Here is a 24,500-nt window from a genome sequence, read left to right as displayed (position 1 = left end):
ACATCCGACCAAGTCCAGGCCCTCAGCCGCTACCGCACCACGGTGGAGAGCGTGGGGGTCAAAGAAGACCTTCGGGACCTGTTCCTCTGCCACGCGTGGGACGACCGGCAGACCACTGCCACGGAACTGCATGACGCCTTGGTCTCAAAGAACGTCTCGGTCTGGTTCAGCGAGAAGGACATCCTGCTTGGCCAGCCATTCATGCGCGAGATCGACCGCGGCCTGGCGCGCTCGCGCGTCGGCCTCGCCCTAATCACGCCGTCCTTCCTCAAGCGCGTAGACGGCGGCGGGGTGTCCGACAAGGAGCTATCTGAGCTTCTGGCTCGCGACCTCTTGATCCCTGTCGTTCATGGCACAACTTACGAGGAAATTAGACGGGTCAGCCCGCTGCTTGGTTCGCGGAACGGACTGGACACCGCAGATGATTCGATGGACGTCATCGCCACCAAGATCGCAGAGTTGGTCAGCCTCGACGTCACGGACGCCTCGTGAAGTTATGGGATCACACCGCTGAGGAACTGCGTGCCCTGCCCCTGCCCGACCTGGCACTCCTGGTCTTGGCGAACTTTCAGCAGGGCAACGGCTGGAACCAGCAGAATTGGATGAATGGGGCGTCCCAAAGTCACAGGGACATCACCTCTGCTCACGGCCTCATGGATCGTTTCGCGGAGGCGTGGGCATGGCTCAACGCTCACGCCTTTGTGTCCATGCTCCCCGGCCAGACCTCACCCGATGCTCGCCGCGTCACTGAGGAAGGGCGACGCGCATTGGAGCTAGGTTTGGCTCGACTGCATGCCGCCCAGCGGCTGGAGGTCGACTTGTTGCCGGACCTGGCGAAAGCGAAGAGGCAGTTTCTTCAGGGTGACTATGAGGAAGCCGTCTTCGCAGCCTTCAGGGCGGTCGAGGAGCAAGTTCGAAGCAAGGCGGCGATGACAGCTGGTGACCTAGGCGTCAAACTGATGCGACAAGCGTTCAAGCCCGGCGGACCGTTGTCCGACGCGCAGGCCGAGGCTGGCGAACAGGACGCGCTGAGCTCGCTCTTTGCAGGCGCAATAGGGGTATTCAAGAACCCCTCCAGCCACCGCACGGTGACCTACGACGATCCAGCAGTAGCTGCTGAGGCAGTCCTCCTTGCGGACTTGCTGCTGAGGTTGCTTCAGCGGACGCCGCCGGCCGTATAGCGGCACACGCCTCACGCGGGTCTTGACGGGCAGGGACGCGCAACCCCAAGTCGTGTATGTCCAGCCAGTCGGGGGCCAGCAAGCGGCGGTTTGACCCATGTCGAGTAGTTGGCCGGCGGTCGGGCACCATGCGCTTATGGACGCAGAACGTTCAGGCGGCTTCGACCGCATTGCCGACCTGCCCGATGATGACTCGCGCGAGAAGGAGGTGTACGCGAGGTACGGCCTTGCCATGTTTCACGCCCATGCCTTCGAGCACGGGATGATCACCCTGATCACGGCGAGCGTGACAGCTCAGCACGCTCAGGCGCAGACGCGTGACGGCGCAAACGCGTTCAACGAGCTCGTGGATGAGCTCTACCGTCGCACGGCTGGGCAACTACTTGCGCGCTTGCGCGAGAACCCGGGGCTCACTACGCCCCTCGACAACTTACTCAAAGACGCGCTGGGCGTCCGAAACCGTCTGGCTCATGGTTGGTTCCGCAAAAACGGCCTGGGTTTCGGATCCGCCGACGGAATGCAAGCAATGGTCGACGACCTGGATCGCGCGACGGAGATCTTTCAAGCCGCGAGCGTACAGGCGTACGGCCTCGCGGGACAGGTCTTCTTGTCGCTCGGCCTCGGTGAGCACGACATCGAACGGGTCAGGGACCGTTTGGCGAGATTGGCGAACGCTGCCGCGCCGGAGTGAGATCGCGGCGGCGTGGGCTACTGGCCACGAGCTTGCCAACGATCGACCAGAGAAAACCATTGTTGGTGACGTGAGGTTGAGGAGTGAAAGCCACCCGCCGATCGCCCGAGCGGGTGCCGGTTGTGCGTAGTAGTCGTGGAGGGCCCGCATGCTCTGGGCAGTCGTGTTCGTCGAGGGTGAACTAGCCGCTGTCGACGAGCCCCCAGACGAACGGGGCGTCGTCCGCCGGTAGTCACCAGTGTCTCGACTCTCCTGACGGCACTATCGTGCTGTAGTTGGCCGTCCTACTTATCTCGCGTTCAGACCGCTTGGGGTCGCTTCCCAGGAAATCAAAGTCATCGCCCCAGATGCCGGCCCACTCGACCCGACGAGTCATGGCGTCGTCGCCATCGAGCGAGTATGAAACCTCCACCAGGAGCCCAGCCACGTACCTCAGCGGCACCCATGTCGTCGGAGACCAATAGTCCCGGTAGTCGCCCCTAAAGAGAGGCAGCGGCGGCTCCTTGGTTCCTTCGTGCACGAGAGATTCCATTGTCGGGCCCTCCGCTGCAACCTCATTGCGCGGCGGGCCGCTCGCAGTCGCTCGGTAATAGGTCACAAGCGTCACATCGTGGATGTGGACGTTCGCTCCGTGGTTCGTGAGCCGCACACCCAGGTTCAGAGTTCGATGTTCCAAGAGTCTCTTATGCTCTTCGGATCCAGTTTCGAAGCGGTACTGGGGCCTGAGGCCGAAAGAAATTGTCAAACCGGCCATGGCGACGGCTGCCGCTCGCGCCGAGGCCTCAGCAGAATCCTTCGCGTGCCCCGTAGCGGTCTCAGTTGCCTTCGCGATTCGGTAGGTCAGGAAGGCGTAGATGGCGGTGACAACAACGAGCACGATCGTGGCGGCGAGCATGCACTGAGGTTAGGCCAGTCCTCGTTTGCGCGAGGCGGTCGAGCGGCTCCTACAGCGGTGCCGATGAGACCAGCTATGCGCCACCCTCCCCTTCGAGGCTGGGACTACGCCTTTCCACCCATCCGACGATGAGGTGCACCTGATCCAGAGCGATTGACGCTCGCGCTGGACGATTGAACCGATGCCCCCGGCTCGCGGCGAAGGGACGCGGGTGCTCGACACGGCGGTCTGCGGTTCGGAACTGTTGAGCCCGGCTGGGGTTGAACCGAGGGCTTCAGAGGGAAGGGGGACCTGTCGGTGCTAGCAGATACGCTGCGGAGCGTGGATCTCAGCCGGGACGCTTTGGGCGACGCGCTCGCTACTCTGGACTTGCCGCCACGCGACATCGCGAGCGTCCTAGACCGCATCGGCGACCAGACGTCTGGCCTGCTTCTCTATGGGAGTCGCGCACGGGGGGACTTCGTACCTAGTTCCGACTTTGATCTGTTGCGACTAACTACGGATTGGAACTCTCCAACCTTCAAAACCGGTTTAGCCTCCGTGAGCTCCTACACACCCGAGCAATTGCGGAGCGCCAGCACGACCCTTTTTGGCACCCATCTGAAACGAGATGGACGGATTCTCTTAGAATCCGAGCGTAGTCTCAGTGCAATCATCGAGGACCTGGCGCCGGCCGATCCTCTGGAGTTGCTCGTCCGCGTGCGACGCTACGCAACGATTCTGAACCAGCCGATTTCGGAGAGTCGAGCCCACGCGGCCGGGTTGGTACGACTCGCGCGGTACCTCCTTCGGACCGCCGTCTACGCCAGCGCAATGAAGCGAGGTCGGACATGCTTTTCCGTGCGGGAGTTGGCCGCGCTTTACGGCGAGCCTCGCCTGACGACCCTGTTGGCATCGGATCCGCGGCTAACAAGCCCGCCTACCTACGAACTGCTCGAAGAAATCACAGCGAGGCTCGTGGCAATCGTAGGGCCACTTCCAGATCATGGATTCGATTCACTTGAGTCGCTCGCAATAGGCTTCTGGAACTCAGATCGAAATCTGGCCACGCTGGCTATACGTGCAGCAGACGAGGACGGCGATTCGTTGGATTATTCCGAGCTGCCAAAGGTCCTGCTATGAATGAGTACGAACTGGCAGTGATCGGTGACATCCACGGCAATGCGCTGGCCCTGGACGCGCTATTGCAGTGCCTCGAGGGCCGCGTGAGCAAGTACGTTTTCGTCGGCGATTATGTGAATAGGGGTCCAGACAGTTCTCGAGTAATCGATCTGCTGGTTAAGCTCTCGGGCCGTCATCAGTCGGTCTTTGTGGCTGGCAATCATGACCTGGCTTTTCAAAATGCGCTTGAGGCAGGTCCGCTCTCGCCCTTCTTGCGTATTGGCGGTGCTGCGACGGTGCGCTCGTACGTACCCACGCCGACCGGAGACGTTCTTGAGGCACTGCGCGCGGCCGTGCCCTACGAACATCGCCAATTTCTCAAGAGTATGACGCCGCACTTCCGCGGCGGCGGCTTGCTGGTGACCCATCGACCGAACGACCGCCCCACTGACGCGCCCGCATCTGACTATCACGTGTATGGCCATCAACCGCAGCGCAGCGGTGCTCCGTGGATCGGCGAACGTCATGCCGCGATCGACACGGGCTGTGGAACGTTGCCTAACGGGAGACTGACCGCCCTCTTTGTGCCAGACCGAACTTACGTTCAGGTGTCTGAGGTAGGCGAGGTCGTATCAAGCTCACGATCATGAAACTCGGCTATCGACGCACGTAGCGCCGCATTCTCTGTGGCCTCCGCAATGACACTCGAACGACGGACCGACTCTTGGGCTTCGGCCTCGAGACCCGCGGCCCGGAGGGCCTCGCCGAGGTGCAAGCTGGCCCAGGCTTCTCCAGTGGGATTGCCTATCTGCGTGTACGCAACGACGCAATCTTGAAGCAGGCCTATTGACTCACCGATGCGGCCCCCGGCAAGAGCCACCCGCCCAAGCAGATGCTGACTGGCAACAACGCCCTCGCGGTTGGCTGCGTGGGTGTTCTCGTCGTTGGCTCGCTCAGCCAAGCGCTTCGCTTCTATGACGTCCCCCTTCGCCAACAACAATCGAGCGAGTTGCAGCACGGAGAGCGCAATGCTTGCGGGATGGCCCGACGCTTCGTTGCTCGCAAGGGCCTCCTTGAAGGCCGCTTCCGCCCCCGACAGATCGCCCGCCGCCTCGCGGAGCTCACCAAGCAGGGCGTATGCCGCGGCGTAGGTTCCCCTGTGTTCCTCGGCGTCTAGCAACGCTAGGGCCTCGTCGCAACGCCGCGAAGCCTCAGCGCCGTCGCCAACGCGCCGATCCAAGCGCGCCAGGTTCAGCAGGGTCTCGGCCCTACCTCGAGCGTCACTCACGCGTGATCGCAATTCGAGCGACCGCTGGAATGCCTCGCGCGCCGAAGGCAAGTCGCCGCTACGCATCGCAGTGATCCCCAAGTTGTCGAGTGCATAGGCGAGCGATCGGACTTCAGATTCTGTCGTTCCGCGAATTGCTTGCACAGCCTCGGTGAGCGAGTAGCGGGACTCGCGAAGCCTCCCGAGCTTTCGTTGTGTGATGCCAATGCTGGCCATCACCCCTGACGTGCGTATAGAGGTTTCGGGGGTGTCCGGGCGCTGAGCAAGAACCTCAATCGTCCGTTTTCCGATCTCCAAGGATCTGCTCGGCCTCCCGATCCTCCTCAAGAATCTGGCGTAACTCTCTAAGGCGTCTACGTCGTCGTCTGCAATCGCTCCGGCATAGGCAGCTTCGGCCTGCGTCACGAGTCCACGTGCTGCGAACGATTCCGCGCGCCCCAGCATGTCGGCTGGAGGCTCGTCTTCTGTACCGCCACCGTTCGACTGATGTGAAACATCTTGGGCGGTCTCCGGCTCGCGAGTGGAAGTCTCATCACCGCTCGTGAGCTTGGCCCACGACAGCAGCCGAGAGCGGACCTCGCTGCGCAACTCGTCCACCGAATCGAAGGTCTTGTAAAGCCAATCCTTCGATTCTTCCAACTCCTTCTTGAAGGCGAGTACTCGTTTGAGCTGGTCACCGGGGTCGCTCAACTGCGCCTCTGGAACTCCCTTGAAGACGATAAGCGCGTCGCGCATGGGATGATCGGCAGACTCGATCAACTGGCTTGCAAGACGAAACTCTTCCTCTGTTCCAGACGTGTGGGGGCCCTCGACGTCTGGCGCAGTGCCCCACCGGTTCCAGAGCATCAAAACCATGAAGTCGCATTGGCGCAGCTGTTCGTTGATCAGTTCTTGGGCCCGACGCTTGCCGCCAGGCACTCTCTCCCAGCCTTCAGCGGAGAACGCCGCCAGCGCCTCGTGCATGAAGTCTTGGTTGAAACGTTCGATCTCGTCGCGCACGGCGCGACGTTCCTCCTCAAGGCCGCCCGGTGAGGCCAGGAACACGCGATACCCCGTAAGCGCTGAAGACACCGGCACAGATTAGGGCACGGCAGACGCCTGACGACCGCGAAGGCTGATGCCGATCATCAGTTCGCGTTCGTCGCGTCATAGTGGGCGGTTCGCACCACCTCGACAAACCCCTACCCCACCACGGCGTCCCTCCCCCGGCTCTAGTCGTTGCCGGTGTGCCCCCGCAGCAGGTCCCCGAAGGGGGTCACCTCGGCGACGTCGTTGCCGGACGTACGCCGGGGCCGGGCGGCGAGGTCGGGGGCGAACCCGCCGACGCCGTAGCCACCCTGGCTCAGCACCAGCGCGGCGAGCTCGGCCGCGGCGCGGGTGATCCGGTCCGCGAGGCCGAGGCTGCCGAAGTCCTCGGTCGCCGCGAACACGCCCGTGGGAACGACGATCGCGCGCAGGTAGGCGAAGAGCGGCCGCAGCGCGTGGTCGAGCACCAGCGAGTGCCGGGCGGACCCGGCGGTCGCGGCGACCAGCACGGGCGTACCGGTCAGTGAGTCCTTGTCGAGGGCGTCGAAGAACATCTTGAACAGCCCGCTGTAGCTCCCGTTGAAGACCGGGGTCACCGCGACCAGCCCGTCGGCGGAGGCGACCTGCTCGCGCAGCTCGGTCAGCCGGGGCGTGGGGACGCCACCGGTGACCATGAACTGCGCGAGCTCGCCGGCGATCTCGCGGAGCTCGACGAACTGGACGTCGAGCCCCTCACCGCGGGCCGTCACCTGGGCCGTGGTGGCCTCGGCGAGCTGGTCGGCGAGGAGCCGGGTGGACGACGGGACGGTCAGTCCCGCCGTCACGACCACGATCCGACGGGTCATGCCGTGGCCCCGGCGGCCTGCTGCTGGGCCTGCGCCTCGGCCTGCATCGCCTCGACCCGCTCGCGGGCAGGCTCGATGAGGTGGAACGCAGCGTCCGGACCGGCGGCCACCATCGAGGCGTGGGTGGGCGGGTCGCTCGGCACGTGGGCCGGGCGACGGCGCTCGAACTCCGTGCGGAGCACGGGCACGACCTCGGTGCCGAGCATCTCGAGCTGCTCCATCACCAGCGACTCCGGCAGCCCCGCGTGGTCGAGGAGGAAGAGCTGGCGCTGGTAGTCACCGACGTAGTCGGCAAAGCCGAGCGTGCGCTCGATGACCTGCTCGGTGGTGCCGACGGTCAGCGGCGTCATCTGCGAGAAGTCCTCCAGCGACGGACCGTGGCCGTAGACCGGGGCGTTGTCGAAGTAGGGGCGGAAGACCCGCTTGGCCTCGGCCTCGCTCGAGGCCATGAAGACCTGCCCGCCCAGCCCGACGTAGGCCTGGTCGGCGGCGCCGTGGCCGTAGAACTCGAAGCGCTGGCGGTAGAGGCGCACCATCTGCTCGGTGTGCTCCTTGTTCCAGAAGATGTGGTTGTGGAAGAAGCCGTCGCCGTAGTAGGCGGCCTGCTCGGCGATCTCGCTGCTGCGGATCGAGCCGTGCCAGACGAAGGGCGGCGTGCCGTCGAGCGGCGCCGGCGTCGAGGTGTAGCCCTGCAGCGGGGTGCGGAACTGTCCCTGCCAGTTGACGACCGGCTCGCGCCAGAGCTTGCGGAGCAGGTGGTAGTTCTCCACCGCGAGCTTGATGCCGTCACGGATGTCCTTGCCGAACCAGGGGTAGACCGGACCGGTGTTGCCGCGGCCCATCATCAGGTCGACACGACCGCCGGAGAGGTGCTGGAGGAAGGCGTAGTCCTCGGCGATCTTCACGGGGTCGTTGGTGGTGATGAGCGTGGTGCTCGTGGAGAGCAGCAGCTTCTCCGTCTGGGCGGCGATGAAGCCGAGGTGGGTGGTCGGCGAGGAGACGACGAACGGCGGGTTGTGGTGCTCGCCGGTCGCGAAGACGTCGAGTCCGACCTCCTCCGCCTTGAGCGCGAGGCGCGTCATGTAGGCGATGCGCTCACCCTCCGACAGCACCGAGCCGGTGGTCGGGTCGGGCGTGATGTCGCCGACGCTGAAGATGCCGAACTGCATGGTGTCCTCCGATGTGGTTGAAGGTTGTACGACCTCCAACGGGGATGGTGGTCCCAGTATTCCGCGGAATCGCCGCACCCCCTCCCACGTTGCACCGACGTCCGGGCGCACGCTCGGAGACAGGAACCGCCCGAGAGGAGCGACGAATGATCGACTTCACCCCCTTCGAGGACCTGCTGCGCGGGCACGCGGGGCTGCTCCAGGACTCCACCCACGACCGGTGGGTGCGGGCGCAGGCGCTCTTCGAGGAGCGCGCCTACCGCGAGGCGGCCGTGATGCTGACCGAGCTGCTCGAGGACCCGGGCGACGTGGTGCACGAGCTGACCGACGTACGCCTGCTGCTGGCGCGCTCGCTCTTCCACTCCGCGCAGCTCGACGGCGCGATCCGGGTCGCGACCGAGCTGCTCGAGCACGACCCCAACGAGCCGTACGCCCACCTGCTGCTCGGGCGCTCCCTCCAGCGCCAGGGGCGCAAGGACGAGGCGCGGCCGCACCTGCGGCTCGCCGAGCTGCTGGGCGGCTACCGGAGCTGATCACTGCGTGTGCGGAGGACGTGGACCGACGTCCTCCGCACGCGCACGAGAAGCCTCGGTGAACAGTCGCTCCACGGCGCCGTCCGGGCGCGACAAGCCCCGGCGGAAGCACCCATCCTGACGTCGTGACCAGCTACGGCGACCACACCGGCCCGCTCGCCATCGCGCACCGCGGGGGCATGGGGCTCGCCCCGGAGAACACGCTGGCCGCCTTCGGGCGCGCCACCTCGCTCGGCCTCACCTATCTCGAGACCGACGTGCACACGACCCGCGACGGCCACGTGGTCTGCTTCCACGACGCGACCCTCGCGCGGCTGACCGGTCACCCTGGCAGGGTGGCCGACCTCGACCTCGCGGACCTGCGCCGGCTGCGCGTGGGCGGCACCGACCAGGTCCCGACACTGACCGAGGCCATGGCCGCCTTCCCCCGGGCCCGGTTCGCGATCGACCTCAAGGACGAGGCGTCGATCGGGCCCATGGCGCGGCTGCTGCGCGCCCACCCGGGCTGGGCGGAGCGGGTCCTCGTGGCCGGGGCGTGGAGCCGGTGGCTGCGGCGCCTCCAGGACGAGGCACCCGGGGTGACCACCGCCCTCGGCTGGCGCTCGCTCACCGCACTGATCGCGTGCTCACGCGGGGGCGTACGCCCGCTCGGGGTCACCGGAGGCGCCTTCGCGCACGTGCCGTTGCGGCTCGGCCGGCTGCCGATCCACTCCGAGCGGGTGATCGCGCGGGCGCACGAGCTCGGCATCCGGGTCGTGGTGTGGACCGTCGACGACCCGGCGACCATGCGCAGCCTGCTCGACATGGGGGTCGACGGCATCATCACCGACCGGCCCGACGTGCTGCGCGAGGTGCTGATCGCGCGGGACCAGTGGACGCCCCAGGTCAGGCGCGGGGGCTGCCGGCCCCAGCCGGCACCCCGGTGAGGGCCTCCGCGCCCAGGCCGTGGGAGACCGCCCAGAGGACGGCCTGGCTCCGGCTCTGCACGCCCGTCTTGCGATAGGCGTTGCGGATGTAGGACTTCACCGAGTTGAGCGAGATCTGCATCTGGCGGGCGATCTCGTCGTTGCTCTTGCCGGTGGCGATGTGTGCGAGCGTCTCCCGCTCGCGCACCGTCAGCAGGTCGAGCTCGGTGGTGGAGCGGAGCTCCTTGGTCGGCAGCGCGGGCAGCACCGGAGACACGACGACCTCGCCCACGTGGATGGCACGCAGCGCGCGGCCGAGCTGGGCGGCGCTGAGGCCCTTGGCGAGGTAGCCGGTGACGCCGTTGCCGAGCGACTCGTGCGCCAGGCCGGGGTGGTGGTTCCAGGTGTAGACCGCCACCCGCCGGATGTGCGGGTCGGACACGGCGCGCTGCAGCGTCATGTCGCCGCGAGCGGAGCCGTACGTCTCCACGAGGGCGATGTCGATGGGTGCACGCTCGCGGTCCTTCACCGAGCCGAGCTCGAAGCCACCGAGGGTGCGGAGCATGCTGTCGAGGCCCCGCCTGACCAGCTCGTCGCCGCCGAGCAGCGCAATACGGATGTCCATGTGTCGGTCCCCACACGTCGTCAAGGAGGAGCGGACCACCCGCTCCTCGACGACCCCCCGACCGTCACTCGCGACAGTACCCCCGGGAGTCCGAAACCCGGTCGAGGTGGTGCCAGCACCACCACATTTCACCCGCAGGGGTGAGCCTCGCCCGGCAACGTATACCCCCTAGGGGTATCATTGCCGCATGAGCGAGCAGCACGGCCACCTCGAGGGCAACGACGCGGCGGTCCAGGCCCACCTCAAGCGACTGCGTCGGATCGAGGGCCAGGTGCGCGGCATCCAGCGCATGGTCGAGGAGGAGAAGTACTGCATCGACATCCTCACCCAGGTCTCGGCGGCCACTAAGGCGCTGCAGGCCCTCGCGCTGTCGCTGCTCGACGACCACATGGCGCACTGCGTCGTCGACGCCGCCCGCCAGGGCGGGGCCGAGCAGGAGCAGAAGCTCAAGGAGGCCTCCGAGGCGATCGCCCGCCTCGTGAGGTCCTGACCGTTCCCGTCACACGCCAGAGGGAGACCCACCCATGACCACCACCACCTACACCGTCACCGGCATGACCTGCGGGCACTGCGCCGCGTCGGTCACCGAGGAGATCTCCGAGATCGCGGGCGTCGAGGACGTCGCCGTCGTCGTCGAGACCGGAGCCGTCACCGTCACCAGCACGACCCCGCTCGACGAGTCGGCCGTCCGGGCCGCCGTCGAGGAGGCCGGCTACGCGATGGCATGAGCACCCCTGAGCGCGTCGCCGCGTTCGCCGCGGCCCTGGCCGCCGCGTTCGCGGTCGCCTGGGGCGGGGGGCGCCTGGTGGGACCTGAGATCGGTGACCTGCCTGCGAGCGCTAGCGAGCACTCAGGGCACCGACTCGAGCGCTTGAACGGGACGACCGGCCCCGACGCGCACGCCTCCGAGGTCGCCGACGTCTCGGGCCTCACCGCGCAGGCCGACGGGTTCACCCTCGCGCTGGCCGACCACACCCCGCGCGCCGGGCGTACGCGTCTCGACTTCCAGGTCCTCACCTCCAGCGGGCGTCGGCTCCTCGACTACACCGAGGAGCACGAGAAGGACCTGCACCTCGTCGTGGTCCGCCGCGACCTCACCGGCTTCCAGCACGTCCACCCGACCCTCGACCGCGCGAGCGGCACCTGGTCGGTGGACGTACGCCTGACGCCCGGCACGTGGCGGGTGATCGCCGACTTCACGCCCGCCGGCTGGGAGGGCGTCACCCTCGCCGACGACCTGGCGGTCGCGGGCGAGTTCGCACCGGCCGAGGCCGTCACCGAGACCCGCACCGCGACCGTCCGCACCGGGCAGGGGACCTACACCGTCACCCTCGAGGGCGACACCGCGCCGGGGGCCACCACGGTGCTCACGACGCGCATCGAGCTCGACGGCGAGCCGGTCACCGACCTCGAGCCCTACCTCGGCGCCTTCGGTCACCTCGTCGCGATCCGGGCCGGCGACCTGGGCTACCTCCACGTCCACCCCGAGGCGGGCGGGCCCGGTCCGGGGATCGACTTCGCGACCGCGTTCCCCACGCCCGGGGCGTACCGGCTCTACCTCGACTTCCAGCACCGCGGCACCGTCCGCACCGCCGAGTTCGCCGTCGACTCCGGCGGCGTCCCGGCCGGCGACCACGAGGAGGGCAGCCATGAGCACTGACGCGACCACCGGCGCGACCACCGACGTCGAGCTCGCCATCACCGGCATGACCTGCGCGTCGTGCGCCAACCGCATCGAGCGCAAGCTCAACAAGCTCGGCGGCGTGACGGCCACGGTCAACTACGCCACCGAGAAGGCGAAGGTGAGCTACCCCGGCACGGTCTCGACCGACGACCTGCTCGCCACCGTCGAGGCCGCCGGCTACGCCGCCGCGCTGCCGACGCCCCCGTCCGCGGACGGCCCGGGCACGCCGGACGACGCGCCCGAGCCCGACCCGCTGCGCCAGCGCCTGCTCGTCAGCGCGGTGCTCAGCGTGCCGGTCATCGCGATGGGGATGGTCACCGCCTGGCAGTTCACCTACTGGCAGTGGGCCTCGCTCGTGCTCGCCGCGCCCGTCGTGGTGTGGGGCGCCTGGCCCTTCCACCGCGCCGCGTGGACCAACCTCCGCCACGGCGCGACCACCATGGACACGCTGGTCTCGGTCGGCGTGCTGGCGGCCTTCGGCTGGTCGCTGTGGGCCCTCTTCCTCGGCACCGCGGGCGAGCCCGGCATGACCCACCCGTTCCGGATCTCGATCGACCGCACCGACGGCGCGGGCAACATCTACCTCGAGGCCGCGGCCGGCGTGACGACGTTCCTGCTCGCCGGGCGCTGGCTCGAGCACCGGTCCAAGCGGCGCGCCGGTGCCGCGCTCCGCGCCCTCATGGAGCTCGGAGCCCGCGACGTCGCCGTCCTGCGCGACGACGCCTCCGGCGGGCGGAGCGAGGTGCGGGTCCCGATCGACCAGCTGGTCGTCGGCGACCTGTTCGTCGTACGCCCCGGCGAGAAGGTCGCCACCGACGGCGAGGTCGTCGAGGGCAGCTCCGCGGTCGACGCGTCGATGCTGACCGGCGAGTCCGTCCCCGTGGAGGTACGCCCCGGCGACGCCGTCGTCGGCGCGACCGTCAACGCCGGCGGGCGGCTCGTCGTACGCGCCACCCGCGTCGGCGCCGACACGCAGCTCGCCCGGATGGCCCGACTCGTCGAGGACGCTCAGAACGGCAAGGCCGAGGTGCAGCGCCTCGCCGATAGGGTCTCCGGCGTCTTCGTGCCGGTCGTCATCGGCCTGTCCGTCGCCACGCTGGGCTTCTGGCTCGGGGCCGGCGGCGGCGCCACCGCCGCCTTCACCGCCGCGGTGGCCGTCCTCATCATCGCCTGCCCCTGCGCCCTCGGCCTGGCCACGCCGACCGCCCTCATGGTCGGGACCGGCCGCGGCGCCCAGCTCGGCATCCTCATCAAGGGTCCGGAGGTCCTCGAGTCCACCCGCCGCGTCGACACGATCGTGCTCGACAAGACCGGGACGGTGACGACCGGGGAGATGACCGTGCACGAGGTCGTCGCCGCCGAGGGCGAGTCGGTCGAGGACGTACGCCGTCTCGCCGCCGCGCTCGAGTCGGCCTCCGAGCACCCGATCGGGCGGGCGATCGCCGCGTCATCGCCTTCCTCGGTATCTAGGGACGAAATGGACGGGATCGAGCCCGGAGCCCGACCAGAACGTCCCCAGATACCCGACGTGGAGGGGTTCGCCAACCGCGAGGGCCTCGGCGTCGAGGGCGTCGTCGACGGGCACGCGGTCGTCGTCGGACGGCCGAGCCTGCTGGCCGACTGGTCGCAGCACCTGCCGGAGTCGCTGGCTGCCGCGGTCGAGCGCGCCCGGGACGAGGGGCGTACGCCCGTCGCTGTCGGCTGGGACGGACAGGCGCGGGGCGTGGTCGTCGTCGGCGACACGGTGAAGCCGACGTCCGCCGAGGCGGTCCGTCGGCTGCGCGACCTCGGTCTCGAGCCGATCCTGCTCACCGGCGACAACGAGGCCGCGGCACGCCACGTCGCCGCCCAGGTCGGCATCGACACCGTCGTCGCGGACGTCCTGCCTGCCGACAAGGTCGCCGAGGTGCAACGGCTTCAGGCCGCGGGGAAGGTCGTGGCGATGGTCGGCGACGGCGTCAACGACGCGGCCGCGCTCGCCCAGGCCGACCTGGGCCTCGCGATGGGCACCGGCACCGACGTCGCGATCGAGGCCGGCGACCTGACGCTCGTGCGCGGCGACCTGCTCGTCGCGGTCGACGCGATCCGGCTCTCCCGCCGCACCCTCGCGACGATCAAGGGCAACCTGTTCTGGGCGTTCGCCTACAACGTCGCGGCCCTGCCGCTCGCCGCGGCCGGACTGCTCAACCCGATGCTCGCGGGCGCGGCGATGGCGTTCTCCAGCGTGTTCGTCGTGACCAACAGCCTGCGGCTGCGGGGCTTCCGCTCCGCGGTGTGACCCCGCTACACCGCTGCGGGGGGAGCGTGCGCTGGGGCGGCGCTCCTACTGTGTGGCCATGGGACTCAAGGACCTCCTCCCCGCGGGCCGCCGCGAGGCCGCCACGACCAAGTCCGCGCTCGAGGCGGCGGAGGACCCGCGTCCCGACCCCGGCGCGATCGACCGGCTCGTCGACATGCTGCTCGACGTCGGGCTCGACGGGCGCGGGCCGCTCAGCCCGGTGCGTACGGCCGCCGACGAGGCCCTGGCCAAGGCCGGAGGCGACCCCGAGAAGGCCATCGCGGCCATCGCGCGGCGCAGCACGCTCGGCGGCGCGGCCGGCGGGTTCCTGACCGGTCTCGGCGGCTTCGTCACGATGCCGGTGTCGCTGCCGGTCAACGTCGCGGAGTTCTACCTCCAGGCCACCCGCATGGTCGGCGGCATCGCCAGCCTGCGCGGCTACGACCTCGACGACGAGCGCGTCCGCACGGCCGTGCTGCTCACCCTCGTCGGCTCGGACTCAGACGAGGTGCTCAAGAAGGTCGGCATGACGTCGGCGGGCAGCACGGTGACGACGTACGCCCTGCGCGGCCTGCCGCCCGCCGCGCTGATGGTCGTCAACAAGGCCGTCGGGTTCCGGCTGATGCGCGGGGTGAGCGAGAAGGTCCTCTCCCGCTTCGGCCGCGGCCTCCCCCTCGCCGGCGGTGTCGTCGGCGGCGGGATCGACGGGTTCATGATGAAGAAGATCGCCGACCAGGCGATGAAGGAGTTCCCCGCCGTCACGCCGTGAGCTTGTCCCGGATGGCGTCGGCCTCGGTCTGCACGGTGTCGGCGTCCACCAGGTCGCCGGCCTGCTCTGTGAGGACGGCGACCCACCGGTCGAGGACCTCACCGGCGTAGCCGCTGTCGTAGAGGTCCGCCGCCAGGACGGCCTTCTGCTCCTCGACGAGGTCGGCCCACTCCTCGACCGCGGTGAAGCGCTCGACGAGCACGTTGGAGCGTCCGCCGAGGTCGCCGCCCCGGCCTCCGCCGCCGGGCCCGCCCTCGCCGACGTCGGGACGCTCCGCCTCCGGGAAGTCGGTCGGCGCGCCCTCGGGACGCTCGCCCTCCGGGACGTCGGTCGGCACGCCCTCGGGACGCTCGCCCTCGGGCCGCTCGCCCTCGGGGAAGTCTCCGCCGCCGCCGAAGCCGCCGAAGCCCCCGCGGCCGCCGCCGCCGAACGCGAGGTTGTGGTCCCACGCGACGACCGTGAAGCCGCCACTCTCGGCGTCCCAGCGCAGGAACGCGTTGTTGCCGGGCCCGTCGATGTCGTCGAAGTTGTCGACGAGCTCCTCGAAGGCGAGGTAGCGGGCGAACGCCTGCACGTCGAGTCGCTCGGGCAGCTCGGCCGCGAAGTCCTCGTCGCTGCTGTTGTTGAGGAAGTCGAGGAAGTCCATGAGCGGGGTGAGGTCGTCGTCGCCGGTCTCCTGGTCGAAGACGTCGGTGTAGGCGTCCGGGTTGTCACCGCGGTAGGACCAGTCCCCGCCGGCCTCCGCCTTGTAGAGCAGCCCCTCGGTGGAGAAGTTCTCCGCCTCCCAGTCCTCGTCGAGGTTCTGGACGACGAGCCGCAGCCTGGCGTCGGCGCCGTTGACGCTGAAGGACGACGCGACGGCGTGCTCGCTGGCGAGCCCCGCCTCGGCGAGCAGGTCGAGCGCGACGGCCTCGTTGAGGGCGGTCTCGCTGGAGCTCGAGCGCACGACCAGCTCGCTCCAGCCGTCGAGGGACTGGTCGTCGACGAACGTGTCGAGCCGGATCAGCCACGGCAGGTCGGTCGGGTCGCTGTCGTCGCTGACCCCGCGCAGGGAGGAGTTGCCCTTGAGCCGGATGCCCGCGCCCTCGAACTCCTCGCCGTCGATCGTCACCGTGGCCTCCAGCCACTCCTTCTCCTCGGTCTGCTGGTAGGTGTCGACCATCGCGGCGAACGCGTCCTGGTCGACGTCGACCGCGATGTCGTGCACCTCGGACTCGTCCCACACGCCCGAGCCCTCGGCGACCTCCCGGCTCGCGGAGGTGACGCCCGAGGTCGTGACCCCTGGCTCGTCGGACGTACCGACGGCACAGCCGCCGAGGGTCAGCGAGGCGAGGACGGCGAGGGTGGCGATCCGGTGGGCGGGGTTGCTCATGCGAGGACTCCTTCGTCGAGGGTGAGGTGGCCGGCGAGGTGCTGCGAGGTGACGCGGTGCCAGCGGTTGCGCTGGAGGTCGGGGGTCAGGAGGGCCAGCCCGGTGCCGTACTTGGAGATGCGGACCGGCCGGTGGCCCAGCTCCCACAGGCGCCGGTCGAGCGACCCGGGTCGGGGCGTGCCCGACTTGGTCTCGACGACGAGCACGTCGCGGACCTCGGCGGTGCCGTAGCCGGAGACCCAGCGCAGGTCGCGGTCGACGCTCGCGCGGCCGGCGCCGGCGGCGAGGAGCAGGGTGGTACGCCGGTAGCTGGTGTGGAGCGTCGCGACGAGGCCGGAGGGGTCGACGTCGCGGACGTACGCCGCGGCGAGCCGGTCGCGTACCCACGCCTCCGCCGGACCGTCGATGTGCGAGCCGTCGTGGGGCAGCCGCTCCTTGACGGTCGTTCCGCGCAGCCCGCGGGTCTTCACCTCCAGCCAGCGCTCGCCGCTGTCCGCGTACGTCCGGGTGCGGACCTTCCAGCGCCGGCGCCGGCGGTGCGCGGCGGCGGCCCAGCTGTCGAGCCCGACGGTGTCGAGGTAGGTCGACTCGTAGCGCGAGGTGCGGCGACCATCGATCTCCAGGACCCGCAGCCCGTCGACGCCGATGACCACAGCGTCGAGCTCGTCGGCCGCGATCACGTACTTCCGGTCGACGCGGGTGAGCAGCTCTGCGGCGCCGTTGAGCTCGGCGAGGGTGACGGACGGGAGGTCGTCGACGGCGGTTGTGCCCGTCATCGCGTGACCGCCGGCTCCTGGCGGCGCTCCGCCTGCGGGATGGCCGGCGCCGACGCGTGGGCGTAGTGGACCTCGATGGTCGTCGTGTCGTTCACCAGGTCGACGCGGATCGGCGTGACGCGGGTGACCCGCGCGTCGAGGAGCAGCTCGAGGCGGGCGACGAGGTCCGTCTCGTCGGTGACGGCGGAGTCGAGGACGACGGTCTGGCGCAGGCCGGTGGCGTGCAGCAGGCGGCTGTCGGCGAGGGCGAGCACCAGCACCAGGCCCGCCATCAGCGAGATCGAGAGAGCCACGTCGCTCGTGCCGAGGCCGCCGAGGAGACCGATGGCGAGGGCGGCGAAGTAGTACGCGATCTCGTGCTGCCCGAGCTCGTCGGAGCGCAGCCGGATGATCGAGAGGACGCCGAAGAGCCCAAGTCCGAGCCCCACCGTCGCGGCGCTGCTGGCGAGCACGATCGTCACGGCGAGGACGCCCACGTTCACCGCCACGAAGGCGGTCACCAGGTCGGCTCGACGATGGCGTGGGTAGTAGACGGCCAGGGCGAGCACCAGCACGGCGACGACGTCGACGGCGGCGAGCAGGTAGGTGGGGTTCATGGGGACGTACGCTCGCCCGTTCACCTGTCGTCCACCTGCCGCGATCCTGTGGCTGGCCTGTGGGTGCGGCGCGTGCGGTGGGCTCTGGGACAATCGACCCTCGTGGACGGATCCCTGCCCCTCGTGCTGCTCGTCGGCTCGCTGCTCTTCGCCGCCGTCGTCGCTGTCTACGTCGTGCTCGACCGCACGCCCGACTGGGGCCTGCTCGGCTTCGCCGCCGTCATCGAGGCCGCGACACTGGTCACGCTCGTGGTCGCCGCCGTGCAGGTCGGCGGCGTCGACCTGCACGGCGGCGCGCTCGTGACGCTCTTCGGCTACCTCGTCGCCGGCCTCGTCCTGCTGCCGGCCGGATTCGTCTGGTCGCTCGCCGAGCAGAGCCGAGGCGCGACCGCCGTGCTGCTCGTGGCCGGGCTGGCGCAGGCCTTCGTCGTCGTCCGGGTGATGCAGGTGTGGCCCTCGTGAGCGACCGTCCGACCCGCTCCGCCTCGACCCGGTCCGGGCTCGGTCGCGCCCTGATCGCCGTCTACGGCGTCTTCGCCCTCGCCGCCACCGCCCGCTCCCTCGTCCAGCTCGGCACGAAGGCGTCCGAGGCCCCCCTCGCGTACGCCCTCTCCGCCGTCGCCGCCCTCGTCTACGTCGCCGCCACCCTCGGCCTCGCCGAGGTCGGCCCCTCGCCCCGCCGCCTCGCCTGGGCCGCCGTCGGCTTCGAGCTCGTCGGCGTGCTCACCGTCGGCACGCTCACCCTCCTCGACCCCGAGTACTTCCCCGACGCGACCGTGTGGTCCGACTACGGGGCGGGGTACGGCTGGCTGCCGCTCGTGCTGCCGTTCGTGGGGTTGGCGTGGCTGTGGCGGACGCGCCCTCAGAACGCGTAGCCGAACAGAGCCTCATGGTGGTGCGCGGCACCCCTGGGTGGCGTCGCGGATCGACGACATCTTGACGCAACCTTTGACGACGGCGCCCACAGCGCTCGGTGAGACTGAGCATGCCGCGCCTCCGGCACGAGAGGTGATGAGCTGACCGTCGACGGCGCACGGGGCGGAGACGAAGTCGTGAAGAAGGTAGTGAGCTGGTCACATCTGCAGCGCGTGCACGGCATCTTGGTGGTGGCGGGGTTTGTGTTGCTTCTCGGCTCACTGACGATTGCGGCGGCGCTCGACGTGTCCGTTGTTGCGTGGGGACTCCTTGCCGCCGGGCTGCTCGCGTACGGGGTAGCCATCCCCGTGACGGTCAGGGAGATGAGGATCAGGAAGCCTCCCGCGGACCGGCCCGTCTCGCCGTCGCCGCACGCTGCCACCGACAGCGACGTGGACGACTTGATGGCACCCCAACTTCGAGACGAGCAGGTCGCGTTCTTCGTCGAATGTCTCCTCGCCCCGCAGCACGTCATCTCACGCCTGCATGAACGGATCTCGCCCGCAACGCGTGCACTCGAGTTCCAGAGCACGGCTCACCTCGCTCGACGTAGTGGCCAGTCGTCCGTCGACACGTATGTTCCGATCAACGTCTTGAAGAAGGGCCGTCTCATCGACGACCTGCGAGTGTCCGGTCAGGACGGGACAGACCTTCCCCTCCTCGGATTCAAGGACGGCCTCGCGCTGATCGCCGCCGTCTTGGACCGCCTCGTTTCTGCATGCGGACCATCCGCTGCCCGCTCCTACCGCGACAACCACCGCCGCCTGGTGATGGCTGCTCTGGCACGTCCCGCCACCCGAAAGGCGCAGAACGACCAACACACAGTGCGGCGCGAGATGAACGATCGAGCGGCCTGGCTTTCAACCATGCGGACTGACCTTGGAAACGTGCTCATGGCGGACGTCGTGGTGGCCATCGTCGACCTGCTCTCACGCCACTATTGCCAAATCGTCATGATCCCGGCCGGAGTGAGCGACAAGGGGCCTTACTCGATCTCGGTCAGCTACCGCCGGATCCATGACTTGCAGACGCCGTCTGGTTTCGGTTCGACGACGGCGATCCTGGGACATATGCGATCACTCTTGGGAGTTCGGCCGAACTCCTACACGATCAGTTTGCAGAACGCTGCCCGGACGTCGAGCTATCACATGGAGTTCATGGGTCCGCGAAACACCTACCTGGCCAGGCATGGGATCGTGCGGTCCGAGGACACCTCGAAGACCGAACAGTTCGTGGTCGGGCAGCACGGGGATTACGTCCGGCTCAGAAGGCGACGGGGCCAGCGCTATGCCCACGTCTACATCCGTGGGGGCACGAGCAGGATCCAGCAAGACCGATTGTCCGCCAGCCTCACGTTCTTCGAGCGGACACCGGGCTCGGTCGGCGACGCGGCCGTCGTGGCCATCGCCAGCACCATCCTCATCGCGGGCGCCGGTTATGTGATCGCCAACCAGGATGCGACGGCCTCGGATGCCGACCTGATGTCCGTGCTCCTCTCAGCACCCATCGCCGCCAGCTCGTGGTTGGGACTACAGCGGGAAACCATCGTGGCGGGGGGAATCCTCGGCGCGAGACTCGGCAACATCATCACTGCCGTCATCTCGACGGCCGCCGCACTCGGCGCACTGGGGTTGTCGCTCGGAGGCGTCATGTCAGGCTTCCCAAGCCGCGTGTTCGCGAGCTCCGGGTGGTTGGGGGGCCAGGTGCAGGACCTTGCTCTCATCGGGCTCGAAGGAGGGTGGGCGCTACTTCTCATCCTTTCGATCTGCAACACCTTCGCCCTGCTCTTCTCGTGGGGACGCAGGTCGTTGATCTACGGGATGATCATCGGTCAAGACGATCCGAGCGACGAGGATTGAGCGGGATGACCTCTGAACGATCGCCGCGGGCAGAGTTCCCGGAGCCGACCGAGGGAGATGAGTCCATCGGCGAGTGGTCCATGCCGCCGCTCATGGACCCGCGACCATTCCCCTCGCTGCCAGCGGGGAGTATCGAGCCGATGATCAAGTTCATCACGTCTGGCGCATTTCGTGATGACCTTGCTGCCTCAGGCGGCTGGATGCACCGGTGGCGCCGACTTGCCCGACGGGGCCGCTCCTAGACGGAGGCCGTGCACGGACGCCGCATGTCTGCTGAGAGGAGCAGGAGTGGCATCCTCCTTGTCCTCATCAGAACACGTAGCCGAACCGCGCCAGGTCGTCCGCGTGTGCGGCCTCGACGAGCCTGCGGCTCGCGACGTCGTACGCCCGCCAGTACGCCCGCTCCCGGTCCGTCACGTTGGTCGCGGGGACGGCGACGTCGACGCCGGCGAGCTCGCGCAGGTCGTGCTCGAGGTGCTCCATCCGCAGCACGACGTCGGCCTCGTCGACGTGGCCGCGGTTGATCCGCCGCGGTCCCGGCTCGGCGAGGACCTTCGCAATCCAGGCGTCGAAGTCGAGCGTCACCGCGTCCACGATGCGCGCGACCGCACCGGGCGTCTGGTGCACCCACGACTCCGGGTCCGGCAGCTCGTGCACCCACCGACGTCGGGTGCGCTCGTACTCGGCGACGTAGAAGTCGAACGGGTTGCGCGTCGTCGTCACGATGCGCCGGCCGTGGTCCGCCTCGACGAAGCCGGCGCGGACCAGCTCGGCCACGGTCGCGTGCTTGACGTCGATCCCGGCCGCGCGGACCTCACCGCTCGCCGGGACCTCGGTGACGGACGGGCGGGCGAGGAGAGCCTCGCGCAGTGCGGTGCTGGCGGTGCCGGGGGCAGCGGTGACGAGGAGGCCGGCGTCGGCGTCGAGGAGGGCCATCCCCTACGAGCTCTCTGGCGGCAGGTGCTTCTTCATCAGCCTGCGCACACGCTTCTGCTTCCGGTCCGGGATCATCGAGCGCATCTCCTCGAGCTTGCCGAAGCACAGCAGCCGGTCCTCGGCCTCGAGCACGGTCTTGTTGCGCGGGTTGGGGATCACCTGCGGCCCGCGGTGCAGCGTCAGGACGGTGATGTCGCGCTCGTCGAGGCCGGAGTCGCCGAGCTTCTTGCCGACCATGTCGGAGCCGTCGTGGACCGCGATCTCGGCCACGCCGTACCCGGTCGAGACGGTGAGGCGCTGGCGTACGTCGATGTCGGGGAAGGCGACCTGGTTGTCGATGTAGTCGACGATCGCACCGGCGACGTCGAGCTTGGTCGCCGCCTCGATGCCCTCGAGGCCGGGTGAGGAGTTCACCTCCATCACCTGCGGGCCCTTGCGGCCCTCGAGCATGTCGACACCGGCGACGCGCAGGCCCATGATCTGGGCGGACCGGACGGCCACGCGCTCGAACTCCTCGTCGAGCTCGACGGGCTCGACGCTGCCGCCGCGGTGGACGTTGGAGCGGAACTCGTCGCCCTGCGCGACCCGGCGCATCGCCGCCACGACACGGTCGCCGACGACGAGGGCGCGGATGTCGCGGCCCTTGCTCTCCTTGACGAAGCGCTGGATGAGGACGTTCTGCCGGGTGCTCTGCAGCGTCTCGATGATCGCCTCGGCGACCTTGATGGTCGGCGCGAGGATCACGCCGATGCCCTGGGTGCCCTCGAGCAGCTTGATGACGACCGGCGCCCCACCGACGCGCTCGATCGCCGGGATCACGTCGGCGCGGTCGCGCACGAAGGTCGTCGCCGGCATCGGGATGCCGTGGCGCGACAGGATCTGCGTGGCCCGCAGCTTGTCGCGGCTGTTGGCGATGCCGTAGCTGGTGTTGGGCGTGTAGACGTCCATCTGCTCGAACTGCCGCACCACGGCGGTGCCGAAGTAGGTGATCGAGTTGCCGATGCGCGGCAGCACCGCGTCGTACGTCGAGAGCTGCTTGCCGCGGAACAGCAGGTCGGGCTCGTCGCCCGAGAGGTCGATGCCGAAGCGCAGCGTGTTGAGCACCTTGACGTCGTGGCCGCGGTCGAGGGCGGCGGTGCGCAGCCGTTGCGTGCTGTAGGACCGGGGCGCCCGAGACAGGATGGCGAGCTTCATGGGGTCACATACAAGCACGCCCCACCTGCCAAGATGGGCGCGTGTCCACCGACCCGCAGCAGCCCGACGCCGAGCAGGTCGTCCTCGGCTGGCGCGAGTGGGTCGCGATCCCCCAGGCCGACGTGCCGTGGGTGAAGGCCAAGATCGACACCGGCGCCCGGTCGTCGTCCATCCACGCCTTCGACCTGGAGGTCTTCGAGCAGGACGGCCGCGACTGGGTGCGCTTCTCGATCCACCCCTGGCAGCGCTCCGACGACGACCACGCCGAGCTCAGCCTGCCCGTGCTCGACGTGCGCGAGGTGCGCTCGAGCAACGGCCAGGTCGAGAAGAGGTACGCCGTCGCGCTCGACGTCACGCTCGCCGGGCGCACCATCACGACCGTGATGACGCTGAGCAACCGCGACGAGATGGGCTTCCGGATGCTCATCGGCCGCGAGGCGCTCGAGCGCGGGTTCCTCGTCGACGCATCGAGGTCGTACGCCGGCGGGAAGCCGCGGCGGGCGGTGCGGAAGAAGAACTGGGGCAAGTAGCGCCTCGGGGCTCGTCCCGGTCCCCGGATCCACACGTGTCCGAGATGTTGCCCCCGGACGCCCGGATCGAGGGCGGCATCGTGGACACGTGTACGCACGTGCGGCGGTGATGGCCCTCGACATGCCGCACCAGGGGCCGAACCCGCCGCACGTGCGGCGCGAGCCGCTCGGTCAGCGCAGGCGGACCTCGCAGGCCTTGAGCTTCTCCCCGCTGCAGCGGTCGCGGCCGCTGTTGCCGGAGACGACGTCGCGGCCGGGGCCGCCGACGAGCAGGTCAGGGCCCGAGCCGCCCCGCACGATGTCGTGACCGCCGCCGCCGAGGAGACGGAAGCTCCGCTCGCGCTGATGGCAGCGCAACCGCTGCGGGAAGGTCGTGCCGAGGGTGTTCTGCGCGATGACGTCCGACCCCGCGAGGCCGCGCACCGTGGCCCTGCAGGCCTGGAACCGGAGGTCGTCCGCCCTCCGCGTGCCGTGCAGCGCGAGGTCGGTGGCCACCACGAAGGTCGAGTCGAAGCCGCCCACGGTCGTCCGGACGTCCCGGCCCGAGCGCCTGGTGACCATCTCCCCCGACGCGAGGTCGAGGTCGAGGCGCGCCCCGGCCCAGAGCGCCAAGAGGTCGCTGCCGGGACCGCCGACGTACGAGCTCCGCGACGCACCGAGCCACTCGACCCGCTCGACGAGCAGGGCGTCGTCCCCCTCGCCGGTGTCGACCGAGATCGTCCGCCCGGGGGCGCCGGGGACGTCGGTCACGCAGACCCAGTCGTCCCCGCCCAGGGTGGCGACGCTGCCGGCGCCGTCGGTGACCACGACGTCGTCCCCCTCGGTGCCGACCAGCTCCGGCTGGCCCGGCGTGCCGACGGCCGTCGCGAGCCGCCCCAGGCAGGTCTCCCCCTCGGCGTACGCCGGCGCGGCGGCGGGCAGCAGGGTGGCAGGCAGCAGCGCGGCGCACAGGCCGGCGGCTAGGCCGGTCGCGAGGAGCGGCAGCGGTCGCATGGGAGTCCTCCGGTCCGAGAGCGGGCGTCCATGGTGGACGCCGCCGGGCCCACCCGAGCCGGGGCTGCGTCACCGGACGTGCCAGATCCAGCGGAGATGCGCACACGTGTCCGAGAAGCTGCCCTTCACCGCGACCGTCGAGGGCCATGTCGCGGACACGTGTGGCGGTCCCGGCCCGGATCCGATCGATCCAGGGGCCACGTCCTCCGCACGTGCGCGCCGTACGCCCGCCACTAGGTGTACCGATCGGGCACGTTGGTCGAGATCGTGTGACGACACGATCTGAATGAGCTTGGAAGGCGAAGACCTCCGGGCGTGGAGTGGAGCTGTCTAAGGAAC

Annotated in this window: 26 protein-coding genes; 15 read left to right on the top strand and 11 right to left on the bottom strand. The window is 69.0% G+C overall.

Annotated elements, in window-relative coordinates; genetic code table 11:
• Window positions 1-51: 51 nt before the first annotated feature.
• The 3 genes from F4692_RS21760 (at window position 52) to F4692_RS07670 (ending at window position 1,872) form a co-directional block, all read left to right on the top strand.
• On the top strand, window positions 52-492 hold the full coding sequence (locus tag F4692_RS21760) for a toll/interleukin-1 receptor domain-containing protein (RefSeq protein ID WP_308645210.1): 441 nt from the start codon (window positions 52-54) through the stop codon (window positions 490-492).
• Window positions 489-1,181 carry a TIGR02391 family protein gene (locus F4692_RS07675; protein ID WP_179619108.1) on the top strand — a complete coding sequence of 231 codons (693 nt, stop codon included), beginning with the start codon at window positions 489-491 and terminating at the stop codon, window positions 1,179-1,181. The genes F4692_RS21760 and F4692_RS07675 overlap by 4 nt, the downstream gene beginning before the upstream one ends.
• 136 nt (window positions 1,182-1,317) lie before the next feature.
• Complete coding sequence (locus F4692_RS07670) at window positions 1,318-1,872, top strand: hypothetical protein (protein WP_179619107.1); 555 nt, start codon at window positions 1,318-1,320, stop codon at window positions 1,870-1,872.
• A 232-nt stretch (window positions 1,873-2,104) separates the two neighbouring features.
• Here the strand turns inward: F4692_RS07670 and F4692_RS07665 are convergent, their stop codons facing one another.
• Entirely contained in the window at window positions 2,105-2,767 is a 663-nt protein-coding gene (locus F4692_RS07665; protein WP_179619106.1) for a hypothetical protein, read from the bottom strand.
• Between the two features lie 1,118 nt (window positions 2,768-3,885).
• Between F4692_RS07665 and F4692_RS07660 the strand changes: the two genes are divergently transcribed.
• Complete coding sequence (locus tag F4692_RS07660) at window positions 3,886-4,518, top strand: metallophosphoesterase (RefSeq protein WP_179619105.1); 633 nt, start codon at window positions 3,886-3,888, stop codon at window positions 4,516-4,518.
• Here F4692_RS07660 and F4692_RS07655 read toward each other — a convergent pair.
• The 3 genes from F4692_RS07655 to F4692_RS07645 form a co-directional block, all read right to left on the bottom strand.
• On the bottom strand, window positions 4,473-6,200 hold the full coding sequence (locus F4692_RS07655; RefSeq protein WP_179619104.1) for a tetratricopeptide repeat protein: 1,728 nt from the start codon (window positions 6,198-6,200) through the stop codon (window positions 4,473-4,475). The genes F4692_RS07660 and F4692_RS07655 overlap by 46 nt on opposite strands.
• 167 nt (window positions 6,201-6,367) lie before the next feature.
• A complete protein-coding gene (locus F4692_RS07650; RefSeq protein WP_179619103.1) occupies window positions 6,368-7,027 on the bottom strand; it encodes an FMN reductase in 660 nt (219 codons plus the stop codon).
• Complete coding sequence (locus tag F4692_RS07645) at window positions 7,024-8,196, bottom strand: LLM class flavin-dependent oxidoreductase (RefSeq protein ID WP_179619102.1); 1,173 nt, start codon at window positions 8,194-8,196, stop codon at window positions 7,024-7,026. The genes F4692_RS07650 and F4692_RS07645 overlap by 4 nt, the downstream gene beginning before the upstream one ends.
• Window positions 8,197-8,342: 146 nt before the next feature.
• Between F4692_RS07645 and F4692_RS07640 the strand changes: the two genes are divergently transcribed.
• Both F4692_RS07640 and F4692_RS07635 read left to right on the top strand, forming a co-directional pair.
• On the top strand, window positions 8,343-8,729 hold the full coding sequence (locus F4692_RS07640; protein WP_179619101.1) for a tetratricopeptide repeat protein: 387 nt from the start codon (window positions 8,343-8,345) through the stop codon (window positions 8,727-8,729).
• Window positions 8,730-8,854: 125 nt separating this feature from the next.
• Complete coding sequence (locus F4692_RS07635; RefSeq protein ID WP_218858357.1) at window positions 8,855-9,655, top strand: glycerophosphodiester phosphodiesterase family protein; 801 nt, start codon at window positions 8,855-8,857, stop codon at window positions 9,653-9,655.
• On the opposite strand, the gene F4692_RS07630 is transcribed toward F4692_RS07635, so the two are convergent.
• Window positions 9,615-10,259, bottom strand: a complete 645-nt coding sequence (locus F4692_RS07630) for a response regulator transcription factor (protein ID WP_179619100.1) — start codon at window positions 10,257-10,259, stop codon at window positions 9,615-9,617. The two genes, F4692_RS07635 and F4692_RS07630, sit on opposite strands and share 41 nt — an antisense overlap.
• 187 nt (window positions 10,260-10,446) lie before the next feature.
• Between F4692_RS07630 and F4692_RS07625 the strand changes: the two genes are divergently transcribed.
• The 5 genes from F4692_RS07625 to F4692_RS07605 are packed head-to-tail and all read left to right on the top strand — an operon-like array spanning window position 10,447 to window position 14,990.
• Window positions 10,447-10,749 (top strand): metal-sensitive transcriptional regulator, encoded by a 303-nt coding sequence (locus F4692_RS07625; protein WP_179619099.1) that lies wholly within the window; start codon window positions 10,447-10,449, stop codon window positions 10,747-10,749.
• Window positions 10,750-10,783: 34 nt separating this feature from the next.
• Window positions 10,784-10,987, top strand: coding sequence for a heavy-metal-associated domain-containing protein (locus tag F4692_RS07620; RefSeq protein WP_179619098.1), 204 nt, complete (start codon window positions 10,784-10,786; stop codon window positions 10,985-10,987).
• Window positions 10,984-11,919, top strand: a complete 936-nt coding sequence (locus F4692_RS07615) for a hypothetical protein (RefSeq protein ID WP_179619097.1) — start codon at window positions 10,984-10,986, stop codon at window positions 11,917-11,919. Before F4692_RS07620 ends, F4692_RS07615 begins: the two co-directional genes overlap by 4 nt.
• Window positions 11,909-14,221, top strand: a complete 2,313-nt coding sequence (locus F4692_RS07610) for a heavy metal translocating P-type ATPase (RefSeq protein ID WP_179619096.1) — start codon at window positions 11,909-11,911, stop codon at window positions 14,219-14,221. Before F4692_RS07615 ends, F4692_RS07610 begins: the two co-directional genes overlap by 11 nt.
• Window positions 14,222-14,279: 58 nt before the next feature.
• Window positions 14,280-14,990 (top strand): EcsC family protein, encoded by a 711-nt coding sequence (locus F4692_RS07605; protein WP_179619095.1) that lies wholly within the window; start codon window positions 14,280-14,282, stop codon window positions 14,988-14,990.
• Here F4692_RS07605 and F4692_RS07600 read toward each other — a convergent pair.
• Genes F4692_RS07600 through F4692_RS07590 form a run of 3 tightly spaced genes read right to left on the bottom strand, consistent with a single transcriptional unit; the run spans window position 14,980 to window position 17,734 of the window.
• A complete protein-coding gene (locus F4692_RS07600) occupies window positions 14,980-16,362 on the bottom strand; it encodes a CotH kinase family protein (protein WP_179619094.1) in 1,383 nt (460 codons plus the stop codon). The genes F4692_RS07605 and F4692_RS07600 overlap by 11 nt on opposite strands.
• Window positions 16,359-17,138, bottom strand: coding sequence for a VTC domain-containing protein (locus tag F4692_RS07595; protein ID WP_179619093.1), 780 nt, complete (start codon window positions 17,136-17,138; stop codon window positions 16,359-16,361). Before F4692_RS07595 ends, F4692_RS07600 begins: the two co-directional genes overlap by 4 nt.
• Window positions 17,135-17,734, bottom strand: coding sequence for a DUF4956 domain-containing protein (locus tag F4692_RS07590; RefSeq protein WP_179619092.1), 600 nt, complete (start codon window positions 17,732-17,734; stop codon window positions 17,135-17,137). Before F4692_RS07590 ends, F4692_RS07595 begins: the two co-directional genes overlap by 4 nt.
• A 102-nt stretch (window positions 17,735-17,836) precedes the next feature.
• Here F4692_RS07590 and F4692_RS07585 point away from each other — a divergent pair, with 102 nt between their 5' ends.
• The 3 genes from F4692_RS07585 (at window position 17,837) to F4692_RS07575 (ending at window position 20,508) form a co-directional block, all read left to right on the top strand.
• Window positions 17,837-18,196: a hypothetical protein gene (locus tag F4692_RS07585; RefSeq protein ID WP_179619091.1), complete on the top strand. Its 360-nt coding sequence runs from the start codon at window positions 17,837-17,839 to the stop codon at window positions 18,194-18,196.
• Complete coding sequence (locus tag F4692_RS07580; RefSeq protein WP_179619090.1) at window positions 18,193-18,609, top strand: hypothetical protein; 417 nt, start codon at window positions 18,193-18,195, stop codon at window positions 18,607-18,609. The genes F4692_RS07585 and F4692_RS07580 overlap by 4 nt, the downstream gene beginning before the upstream one ends.
• A gap of 177 nt (window positions 18,610-18,786) precedes the next feature.
• Window positions 18,787-20,508, top strand: a complete 1,722-nt coding sequence (locus tag F4692_RS07575; protein WP_179619089.1) for a hypothetical protein — start codon at window positions 18,787-18,789, stop codon at window positions 20,506-20,508.
• 309 nt (window positions 20,509-20,817) lie between these two features.
• Here the strand turns inward: F4692_RS07575 and F4692_RS07570 are convergent, their stop codons facing one another.
• Together F4692_RS07570 and F4692_RS07565 are read right to left on the bottom strand one after the other, a co-directional pair.
• Window positions 20,818-21,444, bottom strand: a complete 627-nt coding sequence (locus F4692_RS07570) for a hypothetical protein (RefSeq protein WP_179619088.1) — start codon at window positions 21,442-21,444, stop codon at window positions 20,818-20,820.
• A gap of 3 nt (window positions 21,445-21,447) precedes the next feature.
• Window positions 21,448-22,638 (bottom strand): RimK family alpha-L-glutamate ligase, encoded by a 1,191-nt coding sequence (locus F4692_RS07565; protein ID WP_179619087.1) that lies wholly within the window; start codon window positions 22,636-22,638, stop codon window positions 21,448-21,450.
• A 41-nt stretch (window positions 22,639-22,679) separates the two neighbouring features.
• Between F4692_RS07565 and F4692_RS07560 the strand changes: the two genes are divergently transcribed.
• Entirely contained in the window at window positions 22,680-23,168 is a 489-nt protein-coding gene (locus tag F4692_RS07560) for an ATP-dependent zinc protease family protein (protein WP_179619086.1), read from the top strand.
• 171 nt (window positions 23,169-23,339) lie between these two features.
• On the opposite strand, the gene F4692_RS07555 is transcribed toward F4692_RS07560, so the two are convergent.
• Window positions 23,340-24,161 carry a calcium-binding protein gene (locus F4692_RS07555; protein WP_179619085.1) on the bottom strand — a complete coding sequence of 274 codons (822 nt, stop codon included), beginning with the start codon at window positions 24,159-24,161 and terminating at the stop codon, window positions 23,340-23,342.
• Between the last annotated feature and the right edge of the window lie 339 nt (window positions 24,162-24,500).

The sequence above is a fragment of the Nocardioides cavernae genome (assembly GCF_013410035.1).
Taxonomy (GTDB): Bacteria; Actinomycetota; Actinomycetes; order Propionibacteriales; family Nocardioidaceae; genus Nocardioides; species Nocardioides cavernae_A.
The sequence above is the reverse complement of the archived record's forward strand: the minus strand, read 5'-3'. Positions and strand labels throughout refer to the sequence as shown.

Bases quoted from the DNA above. Each gene is read 5' to 3' on its own strand.
- F4692_RS07605 (WP_179619095.1), top strand. From the start codon at position 14,280: ATGGGACTCAAGGACCTCCTCCCCGCGGGCCGCCGCGAGGCCGCCACG.
- F4692_RS07570 (WP_179619088.1), bottom strand. From the start codon at position 21,444: ATGGCCCTCCTCGACGCCGACGCCGGCCTCCTCGTCACCGCTGCCCCC.
- F4692_RS07640 (WP_179619101.1), top strand. From the start codon at position 8,343: ATGATCGACTTCACCCCCTTCGAGGACCTGCTGCGCGGGCACGCGGGG.
- F4692_RS07620 (WP_179619098.1), top strand. From the start codon at position 10,784: ATGACCACCACCACCTACACCGTCACCGGCATGACCTGCGGGCACTGC.
- F4692_RS07595 (WP_179619093.1), bottom strand. From the start codon at position 17,138: ATGACGGGCACAACCGCCGTCGACGACCTCCCGTCCGTCACCCTCGCC.
- F4692_RS07615 (WP_179619097.1), top strand. From the start codon at position 10,984: ATGAGCACCCCTGAGCGCGTCGCCGCGTTCGCCGCGGCCCTGGCCGCC.
- F4692_RS07625 (WP_179619099.1), top strand. From the start codon at position 10,447: ATGAGCGAGCAGCACGGCCACCTCGAGGGCAACGACGCGGCGGTCCAG.
- F4692_RS07555 (WP_179619085.1), bottom strand. From the start codon at position 24,161: ATGCGACCGCTGCCGCTCCTCGCGACCGGCCTAGCCGCCGGCCTGTGC.
- F4692_RS07665 (WP_179619106.1), bottom strand. From the start codon at position 2,767: ATGCTCGCCGCCACGATCGTGCTCGTTGTTGTCACCGCCATCTACGCC.
- F4692_RS07645 (WP_179619102.1), bottom strand. From the start codon at position 8,196: ATGCAGTTCGGCATCTTCAGCGTCGGCGACATCACGCCCGACCCGACC.
- F4692_RS07660 (WP_179619105.1), top strand. From the start codon at position 3,886: ATGAATGAGTACGAACTGGCAGTGATCGGTGACATCCACGGCAATGCG.
- F4692_RS07590 (WP_179619092.1), bottom strand. From the start codon at position 17,734: ATGAACCCCACCTACCTGCTCGCCGCCGTCGACGTCGTCGCCGTGCTG.
- F4692_RS07630 (WP_179619100.1), bottom strand. From the start codon at position 10,259: ATGGACATCCGTATTGCGCTGCTCGGCGGCGACGAGCTGGTCAGGCGG.
- F4692_RS07670 (WP_179619107.1), top strand. From the start codon at position 1,318: ATGGACGCAGAACGTTCAGGCGGCTTCGACCGCATTGCCGACCTGCCC.
- F4692_RS07600 (WP_179619094.1), bottom strand. From the start codon at position 16,362: ATGAGCAACCCCGCCCACCGGATCGCCACCCTCGCCGTCCTCGCCTCG.
- F4692_RS07650 (WP_179619103.1), bottom strand. From the start codon at position 7,027: ATGACCCGTCGGATCGTGGTCGTGACGGCGGGACTGACCGTCCCGTCG.
- F4692_RS07565 (WP_179619087.1), bottom strand. From the start codon at position 22,638: ATGAAGCTCGCCATCCTGTCTCGGGCGCCCCGGTCCTACAGCACGCAA.
- F4692_RS07610 (WP_179619096.1), top strand. From the start codon at position 11,909: ATGAGCACTGACGCGACCACCGGCGCGACCACCGACGTCGAGCTCGCC.